This window comes from Streptomyces sp. NPDC006384 (assembly GCF_042870695.1).
Classification (GTDB): domain Bacteria; phylum Actinomycetota; class Actinomycetes; order Streptomycetales; family Streptomycetaceae; genus Streptomyces.
In genome coordinates, this window is the sequence record NZ_JBIAHR010000020.1 from 1 (window position 1) to 13,973 (window position 13,973).

Here is a 13,973-nt window from a genome sequence, read left to right on the forward strand (position 1 = left end):
CCCCCCCCCCCCCCCCCCCCCCCCCCCCCCCCCCCCCCCCCCCCCCCCCCCCCCCCCCCCCCCCCCCCCCCCCCCCCCCCCCCCCCCCCGCCCCGGACCGGCACCCGGTGAACCACGAACGACCGAGGCCCCGTGGATCTCTCCACGGGGCCTCGGTCTGCTGTGCACTCGGCAGGATTCGAACCTGCAACCTTCTGATCCGTAGTCAGATGCTCTATCCGTTAAGCTACGAGTGCTTGTCTTTTTCTGTTTTCCCGCCGCTCCCGGTCCTTTCGGCCCGCTCGCGGCGACAGGAAGAACATTACATGACTGCCGCCGTCATGTGAAATCCGCTTGCCACACCCCTTGTGACCTGCGGAAACGCCGCCACAGGCTTGGCGCGGCGCCGACAGGATCCGGACGACGGCAGGTCCCCGGACGACGACGAAGCCCCGGCCACAGGGCCGGGGCTTCGTCGATCGTGTGCGGAGGCGGAGGGATTTGAACCCTCGATGGGCTTTAAGACCCAAACCGCATTAGCAGTGCGGCGCCATAGACCGGACTAGGCGACGCCTCCAGACAACAACACCCCTCACGTGCGAGCGCGAGTGGCGCGTGCCGATGATGACACAGTCGAGCGCGCTGTCACCAATCGACCCCCACGGTACTAGGCGGGAGGGGCGCGGGGCAAAGCCCTTACGGCGCAGTCGCGCAACGTCCGGCGGGGTGGCGCGTTAGTCAGGACATGTTCTCCCTCACCCGGTACACCTCCCCCGCCGCCCGCCTCCTCGGCGCGGCCGCCCTGTCCTTCGCCTCCCTCGCCACGCTGGCCGCCGTGCCCGCGGCCGCGCACGCCGACACCGGCCCCCGCCCCGGCGCCGGTCCGCTGATGCCGCCGCCGGTCCGTGACGAGGACCGGGCCGGCGGCCACCTGACGATCACCGTCCGGGACGCCGGCCCGGGCGCGGACGGGACGTACGAGCTGTACTGCCACCCCGACGGCGGCAGCCACCCCGACCCGGCCGGCGCCTGTGCCGTGCTCGACCAGGACACGCGCTGGGGCCAGGACGCCTTCGCGCCGGTCCCGGAGGGCAGCATCTGCACGATGCAGTACGGCGGGCCGGCCACCGCCCACGTCACCGGCGTCTGGGCCGGGCGCCCCGTCGACGCGGTCTACGACCGGAGCGACGGCTGCCAGGTCTCCCGCTGGGACCGCATGGTGCCGCTGCTGCCCGACCTGCGGGCGTCCGAAGGCGCGTAGACGGCACCGGTCCGGCAGCCCCGCCGGACCCTGCCGCCGCCCCCACCGCCCGGCACCTGTCCGGGCACCGATCCTCTGTACGACCGGGCGCCCGTTTCCCCGTCGCCCGGCGCCCGGTCACACGTTCTCCATCAGCCCCTCGTGCGACCTCCGTCGCATCCCGCGCCGCCGACGGGGCCCCAGCGCTTAGACTCCCTCGCGTGACACACCGCGGGCCGGTTGGCAAGATGGCCCCGGCCGGCAAGTGCGGTAATCAGGAGGGAAGCGTCTCGTGAGCAGCAGGCCATCCCGAGGCGCTGCTCGCCTCGCAGCCATACTGGACGCCCTGCCCGACGCGTTGGTGCTCGTCAACGCCAACGGCACCGTCGTCAACGCGAACAGCATCGCCCTGGAGGCCTTCGAGGCCCCGGGCACCGCACTGGTCGGGCGCGGGCTGCTGGACCTGCTGCCGCAGTTCGACTCGCGGCTCATCCCCGGCTCCATGCGCCGCCCGGACCACGTCGACCCGCGGGCCCGCACCAAGCCGACCCGCATGGTCGCCCGGCGCACCGACGGCACGGAGTTCCCCGTCGAGGTCGCCAGCGCGAACCTGGAGAACGGACAGCAGGCCTACGACAGCCACGGCTACACCGGCGACGAGCTGCTGATGCTCGTCGTCCGCGACCTGACCGGCACCGTCGACACCGAGGCGGAGCTGGCGCGTTCGCAGCGGCAGACCGAGATGATCCTGCGGGCCGCCTCCGAGGGCGTCGTGGGCACGGACACCGACGGCCGCATCGTCCTCGTCAACCCGGCGGCCGCCCAGATCCTCGGCTACCGGGCCAGCGACCTCGGCGGCCGCGAGCTGCACACCCTCGTCCTGCACTCGCGCGCCGACGGCTCCCCCTTCCCGTACGACGAGTCCCCGCTCGCCGACACCCTGCGCTCCGGACGCAAGCACCGGGTGCGCGGGCAGGTGCTGTACGCCAAGAACGGCGACAAGCTGCCGGTCGACCTGACGACCGCGCCGGTGCGCGACGGCGACCAGCTCGTCGGCGCCGTCATGACCTTCACCGACCGGCGGCCGTACGACGCCCTCGTCCAGGAGCACGAGGAGGCGGAGCGGCGGCACGCCGAGGAGCTGGAGCGGCTGGCCGAGGAGCACGGCTCCGAGCTGACCGCACTGCGCCGGCAGCACGTGACCGAGCTGGAGGAGCTGCGCGAGAAGCACGCGGAGGAGCTCGCCGCGAACGAGGACCGTTACGCGGCCCTCGGCGAGCGCGAGAAGGACCGCTACGAGGCGCTCGCCGCCCGCCACGAGCAGCTGCTGACCCTCCTCGAGGGCTCCCTGCGCGGCCCGCTGGAGGAACTGCGCCGGGAGCTGGCGGCCCTGGCCGCCGACGACGCCGGGCAGCTGTGGCCCGAGGCCAACCAGGTGCTGCACCACCTGTCGGCCGGGTACTCGCGGATCACCACCCTCATCGACAACGTCCTCGGCTACCAGCGCCTCGACGTCGGGACCGAGAAGATCGCCCGCACGAAGGTGATGCTCGACGCCGTCGTCGCCTCCGGTGTCGACGGGGCCGTCGAACTGGTCGGCCCGGGACGGGTGCAGTTCGCGGTGCACGCGCCGCCCATCGAGGCCGAGGTCGACCCGCGGCTGCTGGCCACCGCCCTCGCGCATCTCGTGGCGGACGTGGCGGGCGTCGACGCGACCGGCAACACGCCCGTGTCGGCGAGCGGTTACCTGGACAACACCGTCGTCGTGGCGGCGGCGCAGCGCGGCGAGGTCGTACGCATCGAGGTGCGCGGGCCGTACGCCGGGGGCGACCCGGTGCACGAGCCGATCGTGCGCGGGATCGTGCGGGCGCACGGCGGCGTGCTGCAGACGCACGAGGTGCCGGGCACGAGCGGCAGCGCGTACGTGCTGGAGGTGCCGATCGGCGGCGGGGCGGGTGCCGTCGCGGCCCCCGCCCGCGAGGCCCTGGCCGCTCCCGCCGCCGCGCCGGACGTGCCGGAGGACGCCCAGAACCCCGCCGGCGGCGGACGGCGACGGGCCCGGCGGGCGTCCGTGGACGCCTTCCTGGAGAGCGACGTGGCGGCCCCCGCCGAAGGGGACGACGCCGGTGACGCCGACGTGGCCGTCGGTCCCGGGGCGGAGGGCGGTTCGCCGTCCGGGCGGCGCAGGCGGCGGGCGGCCCAGGAACCGGTGCCGGTCCCGGCCCAGGCGGCGCCCGCGGAGGGCGCCGGCGGCACCGGGCGCAGGCGTGGCCGTCCCGCCGAGGACGCGGGCGCCGCCGCCGGTGGTGTCCTCGAGATCGGGCCGGCGCCCGCCGGTGTCTCCGAGGGTGCCGTCGTCACCGCCGCCGAGCACGCCGCGGGGGCCGCGGCGTCCAACACCGGCCTGGGCGGGACCGTACCGCCGCAGGGTGTGCCCGCCTCGCCGCAGGGTGTGCCCGTGCCCCCGCAGGCACTGCCCGCACAGGCACTGCCCGCGTCCCCGGGACGCCGTGCCCGGCGGTCCGGGGACGAGCAGCACGCGCTGCCCGCGGCGCTGCCCGCCCAGGCGGGTGAGGCGGATCCTGCCGACGAGTCCCGGCCCACCGGGCGCCGTCGGCGTGCCCTGGCCTCGGCGAACGAGCGTGCCGCCGCGCAGGAGGCGGCGCCGCGCCAGGTGTTCGCCCTGCCGCCGGCCGACGTGGACCGGCCGTCCGGCGACACCCGGCCGGCGGACGGCGCGGGGACGGTGGCCCCCGCGAGCGCGGTGCAGGCACATGTGCCCGGTCCGGCCGCCCCCGCCGACGACCTGACCGGCGACCGGGACGACGACGGCCGGCACGACGCCGTGCCGCACGGCCGGACCGACGACCACACTCCCCCGCAGCCGCATCCGGCCGAGGCGCCGACCGGGCGCCGTCGCCGCCGGGCGGTGGCGGCACCGCCGGAGGCCGTCGCGGTCCCCGGCGTACCCGTCCAGGGCGGGCCGGTACAAGGGGCTCCCGTGCCGCAGCGGGGTGCCGGTGTGCCGCCGCAGAGCGCCGCCGCCGGACCGGACGCGCCCACGCCGCCGGCCGCACCCGCACCCGCACCCGCACCCGCACCCGCACCCGCACCCGCACCCGCACCCGCCGAGCCTGTGCGGGCCTCCCTGCCCGCGCAGAACACCGGGGACACCGGGACCCGGGCTCCGGCGCCCGCTCCCCAGCCCTGGCCCACCGCCGAGGCCCAGGGTGCGGCCGCCCCCGTGCCCCCTGCGGTCGCTCCGGCCCCGCCCGCCGCCGGGCCGGTTCCCCCCGTCGCGCCCGCCGCGCCGACCCCGCCCGTCGGCACTCCCGTCCCGTCCGCCGGCCCGGCCCCTGTGCCCGCCCCGGACACCACCGACACGCCCCCCGCGCCCCCCTCACCCGCGCCGGCGGCCCCGCGGCCCGCCCCCGTGACCACGCCGAGCCGGGGCACCCCGCTGCCGCCGGAGAACACGCCGCGCGTGGCACAGCCCCTGCCCGCGGAGTCCACCCCCGCGGCCGACCCGAACTCCACCCAGGGCCGGTCGATCAGCGTCCGCACGCTCGGACAGGGCGTGCCGTTCAGCCGGCAGGCGTTCCAGGTGCAGCAGCCGACGGCCACCCCCGCGCCGCACCAGCCGGGCGGTTCCGGTCGGCGCCGCAGGCTGGGCACACCGCCCGACCCGGCCACCACGCCACGCCCCGAGCAGGGCGCCCGCCCGCACCCGGGCGCCGACCAGCCGCTCCCGGGAGCACGGCCGGGACCCCAGACCGGCCAGGGCCAGGAACAGCCCTCCCCGGCGGCCGGGCAGCCCCGCCGCGCCCCCGGTACCGAGGGCGTCGGCCGGTCGTACGCCATCGGGGCACCGGACCGGAACGCCGCCGAGGGACCCGAGCCGCTGGACGGGCCCGGCGGTGCCGTCGAGGTGCCGGACCCGCCGCGTCCGCAGCCGATGGACGACGAGCTGCCCCCGGAGCCGCTGGACAACCCGCGCCGGCTGCTGGTGTGGCCCGCGCCGGACGTCTCCACGCAGCAGGCGCTCAGCGACCGCGGGTACCGGCCGGTGATCGTGCACTCGCGCGAGGAGGTCGATGCGCAGATCGCGGCGTTCCCCGCCGCGCTGTTCGTGGACCCGCTGACCGGGCCGATCACCCGTACCGCGCTGCAGTCGCTGCGGCAGGCGGCGGTGGCCGCCGAGGTGCCGGTACTGGTGACGGCCGGACTCGGACAGGCCTCGCGCGACGCGGCCTACGGCGCCGACCCCGCCGTACTGCTGAAGGCGCTCGCCCCGCGGGACAGCGAGCAGCACCCGCCGCGCGTCCTGCTGATCGAGGAGCACACGGAGATCGCGCTGGCGCTGACCTCGGCGCTGGAGCGGCGCGGCATGCAGGTGGCACGGGCGGCGAGCGACGCCGACGCGGTGACGCTGGCGGCGCAGTTCCGGCCGAACCTGGTCGTGATGGACCTGCTGCAGGTGCACCGGCGCCAGGAGGAGGGGTTCGCCGGGATCGTCGACTGGCTGCGCGCGAACGGGCAGCTCAACCGCACCCCGCTCGTCGTCTACACGGCCGCCGTCGACCAGGCCGACCTGCCGCGGCTGGCCTCGGGCGAGACGGTGCTGTTCCTGGCGGAGCGTTCCACCAGCGGCGAGGTGCAGTCCCGGATCGTCGAGCTGCTCGCACGAATCGGGACCAACTGACCCGCCGCCGTCACCGGCAGCGGGCGGCGCCGCTCCCCGCGGGGAGCCGGACCGGACGGACGCGGGGGCCGGGCAGTAAGTACCGCCCGGCCCCCGCGCCGGTGTGTCGACCGGTCAGATCCGGGTGACGTCCAGGGCGCCCTCGGCGTACTGCCTGCGCAGCACCTTCTTGTCGAACTTGCCGACGCTCGTCTTCGGCACCGCCTCGATGACTGTCCAGCGTTCCGGGAGCTGCCACTTGGCGATCCCGCCGTCCTCCGCGAGGAAGGCGCGCAGCTCCTCGAAGCCGGCGCTCGCGCCCTCCTTGAGGACGACGGTGGCCAGCGGGCGCTCGCCCCACTTGTCGTCGGGGACGGCGACCACGGCGGCCTCGGCGACGGCCGGGTGGGCCATCAGCGCGTTCTCCAGCTCGACCGACGAGATCCACTCACCGCCGGACTTGATGACGTCCTTGGCGCGGTCGGTGAGGGTGAGGAAGCCGTCGGGGGAGATGGTGCCGACGTCGCCGGTCTTCAGCCAGCCGTCCTCGCTGAACTTGTCGGCGGGGCGCAGCGGTTCGGCGTCCGGGCCGTTGTAGTAGGCGCCGGCGATCCAGTTGCCGCGGACCTCCAGCTCGCCGGCGGACTCGCCGTCCCAGGGGAGACGTTCGCCGCCGGGGCCGGTGAGGCGGGCCTCGACGCCGGCCGGGAAGCGGCCCTGGGTGAGGCGGTAGCCGAGCTCCTCCTCGGTGCCGATCGCATGGGCCGGCGGCCGGGCCACCGTGCCGAGCGGCGAGGTCTCCGTCATGCCCCAGGCGTGGCAGACCCGCATGCCGAGCTTGTCGAACGCCTCCATCAGGGACGGCGGGCACGCGGAGCCGCCGATGGTGACCTGGGTGAGCGAGGAGACGTCCCGGGGCCGCGCGGTCAGCTCGGCGAGCAGGCCCTGCCAGATGGTGGGGACGGCGGCGGCGTGCGTCGGCCGCTCGCTCTCGATCATCGCGGCGAGCGGCGCGGGCTGCAGGAAGCGGTCCGGCATCAGCATGTTGACGCCGGTCATGAAGGTGGCGTGCGGCAGCCCCCACGCGTTCACATGGAACTGCGGGACGACCACCAGCGTGGTGTCCTCGTCGGTCAGCCCCATCGACTGGGCCATGTTGACCTGCATGGAGTGCAGGTAGACGGAGCGGTGGCTGTAGACCACACCCTTGGGGTCGCCGGTGGTGCCGGAGGTGTAGCACATGGCGGCGGCAGTCCGCTCGTCCAGCTCCGGCCAGTCGTACGTGGTCGGCTTCCCGGCGAGCAGCTCCTCGTACTCGTGCACCCGGACGGCGGTCCCGTCCAGCGCGGAGCGGTCGCCCGGGCCGGTGACGACGACGTGCTCGACCGTCTTCAGGTGCGGCAGCAGCGGGGCGAGCAGGGGGAGCAGCGAACCGTTGGTGATCACGACGCGGTCGGCCGCGTGGTTCACGATCCAGGCCAGCTGCTCGGGCGGGAGACGGAGGTTGAGGGTGTGGAGGACCGCGCCCATGGAGGGGATCGCGAAGTAGGCCTCGACGTGCTCCGCGTTGTTCCAGGCGAGCGTCGCCACGCGTTCGTCGCCCTGGACCGCGAGGTCCTCGCGCAGGGCGTGTGCCAGCTGGGCGGCACGGGCGCCGATCTCGGCGTAGGAGCGGCGGTGCGGCTCGCCGTCACCGGTCCAGGTGGTCACCTGCGAGCTGCCGTGGATCGTCGATCCGTGGGTCAGGATCCTCGAGATCAGCAGTGGTACGTCCTGCATCGTGCTCAGCACGGTGTCCTCCCGGGGCGACATTGCCTACGCGGCGGCAAGGGTTGCGCTGATTCTGCGCACATACCACGCGGTATGTCACTACTTCCCGGTGATCGATCAATGAGCGGCGCCCGGCGGGATCGCCCGCCCGATCACCCCACAACGGCCCATTACCGGACAAGCCCCAGCTCGGGGTCGTCCCGGAGCTTGCCGAGCGCGCGGGAGACCGCCGACTTGACCGTGCCCACCGAGACCCCGAGCACTTCGGCCGTCCGGACCTCGCTCAGGTCCTCGTAGTACCGCAGGACGACCATCGCCCGCTGCCGGGCGGGCAGCTTCATGACCGCCCGCCACATCGCGTCGCTCAGGGCCTGCCGCTCCGCCGGGTCGTCACCGCCGGGCACGGGCTCCGGCTCGGGCATCTCGTCGCAGGCGAACTCGTCGACCTTGCGCTTGCGCCACTGCGACGTCCGGGTGTTCACCAGCGCCCGGCGCACGTACCCGTCCAGGGCGCGGTGGTCCTCGATGCGCTCCCAGGCGGCGTACGTCTTGGTGAGCGCGGTCTGCAGCAGGTCCTCGGCGTCGCTCGGGTTCGCGGTGAGCGACCGGGCGGTACGCAGCAGCACCGGCCGGCGGGCCTTCACGTACGACGAGAACGACGGGTACGGGAAGGTCTGCGTCATTGCGGTGGCGGCGTCCGAAGCGCTGGTGCAGACGAGTGCGGTCATGCCTCAACGCTATGAGGCGGGGGACGTGCGGCGGATCGGCCGCAGGTCCCGAAGCGGGCTCCCCCTCAGGTTGTAGGGGTGGGGCCGGCCCCACCTCCTCTGGGTGGACGGGAGGCCGGGGAGCACTGGGGGATGGCCCGGAGTCGACCCCTGCCCCGCCCTCCCCCGGGCCCCCGGGGGCTCCTGTCTCCGGTGCGGTTTCCCGCACGAACGCCTGGGCGGCGGTACCGGAGTACCGCCGCCCAGACACCGAACGACCCTTGAAGCACACCCATGGAGACCGGGACCGGCGCAGGAGCTGCGCGCCGGCCCCTCAGCTCACCACCACAGCGGGGAGAAGCTGACGGCCACGTTGTCGTTGCCCTGGTTGATGGCCGTGAAGGCGGAACCGTCGACCTGCGCGGTGTTGCTCTGGTTCGAGGCGCCCGAACCCACCGCCTGCTGCTGCGTGGTGGACGAGTTGCCGTTGTTGTCGTCACCGACACCGCTGCCGATGATGCCCGCGGCGGCCTCCGCGGCGGTCGCGCTCGATCCGTCGTTCGCGAAGGCTCCGTTGTCCGCCGCCGCGACGCCGCCGAGAAGGGCGGCGGCCAGCGGGAGAGCGGCGACGGCGGCGATGACGCGAGCGGTACGGATGCTTGCCATGTTGTTCCTCCAGAACAAGGTGCGCACCGGCTTCCTGCCGACCACGCGAGATCTGCCTGTACTCATGAACCGGACTGTGTGCCAAGGCAGTTGGCCGACCGCCTCGACGCTGTGCACGACGTCGCGTGATCAGAGTTGCCCAGCGCACCCCCGGTGAACCACCCCGGAACCCCCGATTCGCTCTCAAGCGTGAGGACTTGTCGATAAACCCCTCTGCTCACTTTTCGTCTCACCCGGGCACAGGAGGGACAGCTCCACCTCAAGCACCACAAGAGGTGAACCGTTCCGCCACTTTCCCGCACACCCCGCCACCCCCGGCGCGCCGCACACGACCCCCTTCCCTTTCTCGAACGTACGTACGACCATGAAGGCATGGCCACCACCGACCGGCAGGCCACGACGCTGGCCCTCGCCCACGCCCTGTCCGCGGCCGAACGCGGGCTGGCGGTCATCCCCCTCTCCCGGACCAAGCTCCCGGCGCTGCGCTCCCCGCACCGCGACGACCCGGCACCGGCCCCCTGCCACGGCGAGTGCGGCCGCTTCGGCCACGGGGTCCACGACGCCTCCACCGACCCGGCCCGCGTCCGCGCCCTCTTCGCCGCCGCGCCCTGGGCCACGGGATACGGCATCGCCTGCGGCCTGCCGCCGCACCGCCTCATCGGCATCGACCTGGACACGAAGTCCGGCACCGACTCCATGGCCGCCCTGCGCGACCTGGCCCGGCACCACCGGTTCACCGTCCCGCCCACCGTGGTCGTCCTGACCCCCAGCGGCGGCCGCCACCTCTGGCTGAGCGGCCCGCCCCACGTCGTCGTCCCCAACTCGGCCGGCCGCCTCGCCCCCGGCATCGACATCCGCGGCGCCGGCGGCTACCTCGTCGGCCCCGGCTCCCGCACCCGGCACGGCACGTACACCACGGCCCCCGGCACCGCCCGCCTCGCCCCCGCCGCCTGCCCGCCCGCGCTGCTGCGCCTCCTGGTCCCGCCGCCCCGTCCGCACCGGCCCGTCCCCGCCACGCCCGGCGGACACGGCCAGGGACTCGTCCGGTTCGTCCTCGCCGCGCACGAGGGCCGGCGCAACACCCGCCTCTTCTGGGCGGCCTGCCGCGCCTACGAGGACGGCATCGGCCCCGCCCTCGCGGACTCCCTGGCCGCGGCGGCCCGGGCGACCGGCCTGTCCGAGCACGAGGCCCGGACGACCATCGCCTCGGCGGCCCGCATGACGGGCCACCGTCCCTGACCGCCGGCAGACACGCGGAAAGGACGACGGCCCCCGACCGTCACGCCCGGTCGGGGGCCGTCCGTCACCGCGGTGGGTGTGGGATTTGAACCCACGGTGACTCGCGCCACGACGGTTTTCAAGACCGTTCCCTTAGGCCGCTCGGGCAACCCACCTCGCTCCTCGCCCACCTGGGGCGGAGCGGCTACAGCCTACCGGCCCGGGGCGTCGCGCGGGGCCCGCGGTCCACGTGACGGGCCGGATCGCCGGTGTCACCTCACGGCTGCAGGACCGCCTTCATGACATCGCGCGCGATGGGCGCTCCGAGACGGCCTCCGGAGATGTCCTCGCGGGAGATGTCCATGTCGGTCGGGTCGATGAAGACCGCCACGGCGACGGAGGAGCCGTCCTGCTTCTTGCCGTAGGAGACGAACCAGCCGTACGGGACCTGCTGCTTCACATCGACACCGCGCTGCGCGGTACCGGTCTTGCCGCCGACCGTGATGCCGTCGATCTGTGCCCGGCGGGCGCTGCCCTCCCTGGCGGTGAACTCCATCATCTGCTGCACCTTCTGAGCCGTGGCCGCGGAGACGGCCTCACTCATCACCGCGGGCTGGGTCTTGTGCAGGGTGTTGATGTCCGGGTCGCGCACCTCGTCCACGATGTAGGGCTGCATCAGCTTTCCGTCGTTGGCCAGTGCGGCGGTGACCATGGCCATCTGCATCGGCGTGCTGGTGAGGCTTCCCTGGCCCATGCCGGTGAGCGCGGTGCCCGGCTTGTCGAGGTTCTCGGGGTAGAGGCTCTTGGTGGCGAGCAGATCACCGAAGTCGTCGGAGTAGACGTCCTCGTTGAAGCCGAACTTCTCGGCCGTCTCGCGCATCTTGTCCTGCCCCAGTGCGGACGCCGCGTCGAGGAAGACGTTGTTGCACGAGTGCTGCATCGCGGTCTTCATCGACGCCTTGCTGCAGACGGCGTCGCCGGCCTCGCTGCCGATCCTGCTGGTGGACTGCGGCAGGGGGTAGGGGGAGACGGCGCCCGAGGGGGCGTCGATGTCCGTGACGACGCCGTGCTCCAGGGCTGCGGCGGCGGTGAGGATCTTGAAGGTGGAGCCCGGAGGGTAGGTCTCCCGCAGTGCGCGGTTGGCCAGTGGTTTGCTCTTGTCCTTGCCGAGCGCCACGAACCGGTCGGACTCCTTGAACGTGCCGCCCGCGAACGTCGACGGGTCGTAGGAGGGCGCCGACACCAGGGCCAGCACCTTCCCGGTCCTGGGGTCCAGCGCGACCACTGCCCCCCGGGCCCCCTTCAGGTCCGTCAGGCCGTCGTAAGCGGCCTTCTGCGCCTTCGGGTCGATGGTGGTGACCACGGAGCCGGGGCGTCGCCCCGCGCCGGTGACGACATCGGCGAACCGCTGGAAGGCGAGCCGGTCGTCCTTCCCCGTCAGAATGCCGTCGTACGTCTTCTCCAGCAGCGTCATGCCCTGCGCCTGGGACGCGTATCCCGTCACCGGCGCGTACATCGGACCGTCGACGTAGGTGCGCTTGTACTTGAGGTCGGTGCCCCGCACCTCGGCGGAGCCGGTGACAGCCTTCCCGCCGACGATGATGTCACCGCGCGGGACGGCGAACTGCTCGATCTGCACCCGCCGGTTCTCCTGGTCGGTGGCGAGTTCCGGAGCACGCACGTACTGAAGCCAGTTGCCCCGCAGCAGCAGTCCGAGCATCAGCAGCCCGCAGAAGATCGCCACAGCCCTCAGCGGCTTGTTCACCGGCATCCTCCGTCGACGCGGGAAGGCCCAACGGCCTTGACGGAAACGCCACTTGACCCACTCGTCCGGACGGATGCGGAGATGCGTATTCGCAACATCCCCATACCCTAGATGACCAGGGAAACCCTCAGGCGACCCGCCGGCGGGCGGCCCGGACCCGCACAGGACTTCACCGCCCCCGCCCGCCCCTCGCGTTCGATCGAACCCCCTGCCGAATCCGGAACGTTTCCCGCGAACACGCGACGGCCGGTGACGGGTTCACGGAGGGATGCACACGTACGGGGTGACGGCAACCGGAGCATCACCACACGTACGGGTGAGTGTCGGAGCCGGATGGACGGGTACGACCTCGCCACCCCGGTGCCCGGCAAAAGCGGGCCCAGGAAGGCCGTGGTGGCGAAAACGCCCGGTCGCAGGGGTGTTTCCGAAAGGAAGCGGTGACACGAAAGCGTTTCCGGTCGCCCTCGGTCAACAGCGTGCGCGTGTCTGCACCGAAGCGGACGCCCAAATTGTTCAGAATGTTCCCCACTGCCCCAGTTGAAACTATGAAGTTTCTTTGCCGAGGAGCGTGACATGCAGGTTCGCAGGTGGCTCCCAGACCAGCCCACCCGTATCGGCCGGCACGACTGGCCGGACGAGGGTGACAACGGAACACATCTGCGACTGCGGGCCGGCTCCATCGTGGTACTCGACCGGCAGGCATGGCGGATCCTCGAGATCAACGCCTACACGGGCGACCGGTGGCCGGAGTCCTACGAGAAGGCGTGGCGCGACCACGTGGAGCTGTGGTGGCACGCCAACGAACTGCGGCGCGCCAACAACCAGGCCGTCAAACCGGCACCGGAACGCTCCGAGTTCTACAAGCGCCCGGTGATCCTGGTGCTGCGCAACGAGAACCTGCCCCGGTCCACGCCCAAACACTGGTGCGCCCCCGCCAGCCACGACTGGCAGGTCCTCCCGGAGCACTACGCCGTCTGCCGTGCCTGCGGCGAGCTGCCCCCCTGCCACCACGGGGAGTACCGCTGGGACGGCGGCCCCCGCTGGCCCGAGAACAGCGGCGGCATCCCGCTCATCGTGCCGGAGGGCTGCTGCATGGGGTGCGCCGAGCCGATCAGGCCCCGGGGACGGACCGTGCGCTTCCCCGGCCCGAACCTCTGGTACCCGGACCTGGAGGAGAACACCGCGGTCTTCCACGCCCGCGCCGCCTGCGCCGATCAGGTCGAGTGCTACCGCATGCAGTGGCAGGCCGAGTACAACCCGCGCTCTTCCGCCGCCCGCGCCGCCACCCCGGCGTTCCCGGGCTTCGAGCACTTCGTGGTGCCCCGCACCCGGCACGCGCCGGACCTCGCCCCGCACCTCCAGCAGGACTCCCGGAGCCCGCACACCCCGCAGTTCGCCCAGGCGCGGCCGGCCGAGGAGGAACGCTCCCGCGCGGTGAGCGGCTCCGGGACGTTCCACCCCTCGTTCGACGGGTACCGCGCGGAACCGGAGACCGGTGCGGTGCCTGCCGGCCGGCCGGCGCCCGCCTCCTCCGAGCCGGCGCACCGGACGGCATCCGCTGCTTCCACCGCGCTGATGGCCGGCCCGGCCGGGGAGGACCGGGCCACCGTGCCGGCGCCCCCTTCCGCGGACAGCACGCCCGCCCCCGCCGTCGCCGCCGAGGCGCCCGCCGCGGCCTCCCCGGCCGAGGACGCCGGGAAAGCGCTCCGGGCGGCGGAGGAACTGGGCCTGACCCTGACCGAGCGCCCGGCCTTCCACAACGCGGAACAGGCCGCCCGGGTGATCGAGGAACTCACCGCCGCGGTGCGGAACATCGCGCTCTGCCTGAACCCGTCGGCCGTCCGCGAGCGCTCCTGACCCGGGGACGGCCGTCCCCGGACGGCCCCGCAGGCGCTTCTGCCGCTGTCGTTCCCCGGCCCGTGCGCGGGGTGCCGGGCCGTGAGGCCG

Annotated in this window: 8 protein-coding genes and 3 tRNA genes; 4 read left to right on the forward strand and 7 right to left on the reverse strand. The window is 73.8% G+C overall.

All coding sequences use genetic code 11. From position 1 onward, the window contains the following. Positions 1–163: 163 nt before the first annotated feature. Together ACFYOJ_RS25070 and ACFYOJ_RS25075 are read right to left on the reverse strand one after the other, a co-directional pair. Positions 164–236, reverse strand: a tRNA-Arg gene (locus ACFYOJ_RS25070). 229 nt (positions 237–465) lie between these two features. Then, positions 466–556, reverse strand: a tRNA-Ser gene (locus ACFYOJ_RS25075). A 168-nt stretch (positions 557–724) separates the two neighbouring features. On the opposite strand from ACFYOJ_RS25075, the gene ACFYOJ_RS25080 reads away from it, so the two are divergent. Both ACFYOJ_RS25080 and ACFYOJ_RS25085 read left to right on the forward strand, forming a co-directional pair. Continuing rightward, on the forward strand, positions 725–1,240 hold the full coding sequence (locus ACFYOJ_RS25080; protein WP_356554102.1) for an SSI family serine proteinase inhibitor: 516 nt from the start codon (positions 725–727) through the stop codon (positions 1,238–1,240). Between the two features lie 271 nt (positions 1,241–1,511). Continuing rightward, positions 1,512–5,921, forward strand: coding sequence for a PAS domain-containing protein (locus tag ACFYOJ_RS25085; RefSeq protein WP_356554103.1), 4,410 nt, complete (start codon positions 1,512–1,514; stop codon positions 5,919–5,921). A 114-nt stretch (positions 5,922–6,035) separates the two neighbouring features. On the opposite strand, the gene ACFYOJ_RS25090 is transcribed toward ACFYOJ_RS25085, so the two are convergent. From ACFYOJ_RS25090 to ACFYOJ_RS25100, 3 genes are all read right to left on the reverse strand, one after another. Beyond that, a complete protein-coding gene (locus ACFYOJ_RS25090) occupies positions 6,036–7,712 on the reverse strand; it encodes a long-chain fatty acid--CoA ligase (protein WP_356554104.1) in 1,677 nt (558 codons plus the stop codon). A gap of 128 nt (positions 7,713–7,840) precedes the next feature. Then, positions 7,841–8,398 (reverse strand): SigE family RNA polymerase sigma factor, encoded by a 558-nt coding sequence (locus ACFYOJ_RS25095; RefSeq protein WP_356554105.1) that lies wholly within the window; start codon positions 8,396–8,398, stop codon positions 7,841–7,843. A 318-nt stretch (positions 8,399–8,716) separates the two neighbouring features. Continuing rightward, positions 8,717–9,043, reverse strand: a complete 327-nt coding sequence (locus ACFYOJ_RS25100; protein WP_356554106.1) for a hypothetical protein — start codon at positions 9,041–9,043, stop codon at positions 8,717–8,719. A 372-nt stretch (positions 9,044–9,415) separates the two neighbouring features. Here ACFYOJ_RS25100 and ACFYOJ_RS25105 point away from each other — a divergent pair, with 372 nt between their 5' ends. Beyond that, the gene (locus ACFYOJ_RS25105; RefSeq protein WP_356554108.1) at positions 9,416–10,282 is read left to right on the forward strand and encodes a bifunctional DNA primase/polymerase; all 867 of its coding nucleotides are present in this window, start codon (positions 9,416–9,418) and stop codon (positions 10,280–10,282) included. Between the two features lie 70 nt (positions 10,283–10,352). On the opposite strand, the gene ACFYOJ_RS25110 is transcribed toward ACFYOJ_RS25105, so the two are convergent. Together ACFYOJ_RS25110 and ACFYOJ_RS25115 are read right to left on the reverse strand one after the other, a co-directional pair. Then, positions 10,353–10,437: transfer RNA gene (locus tag ACFYOJ_RS25110), tRNA-Ser, on the reverse strand. A gap of 101 nt (positions 10,438–10,538) precedes the next feature. Then, positions 10,539–12,026, reverse strand: a complete 1,488-nt coding sequence (locus ACFYOJ_RS25115) for a penicillin-binding protein 2 (RefSeq protein WP_356554110.1) — start codon at positions 12,024–12,026, stop codon at positions 10,539–10,541. Positions 12,027–12,599: 573 nt separating this feature from the next. Between ACFYOJ_RS25115 and ACFYOJ_RS25120 the strand changes: the two genes are divergently transcribed. Beyond that, positions 12,600–13,883 carry a hypothetical protein gene (locus tag ACFYOJ_RS25120; RefSeq protein ID WP_356554112.1) on the forward strand — a complete coding sequence of 428 codons (1,284 nt, stop codon included), beginning with the start codon at positions 12,600–12,602 and terminating at the stop codon, positions 13,881–13,883. The last annotated feature ends 90 nt before the right edge of the window (positions 13,884–13,973 follow it).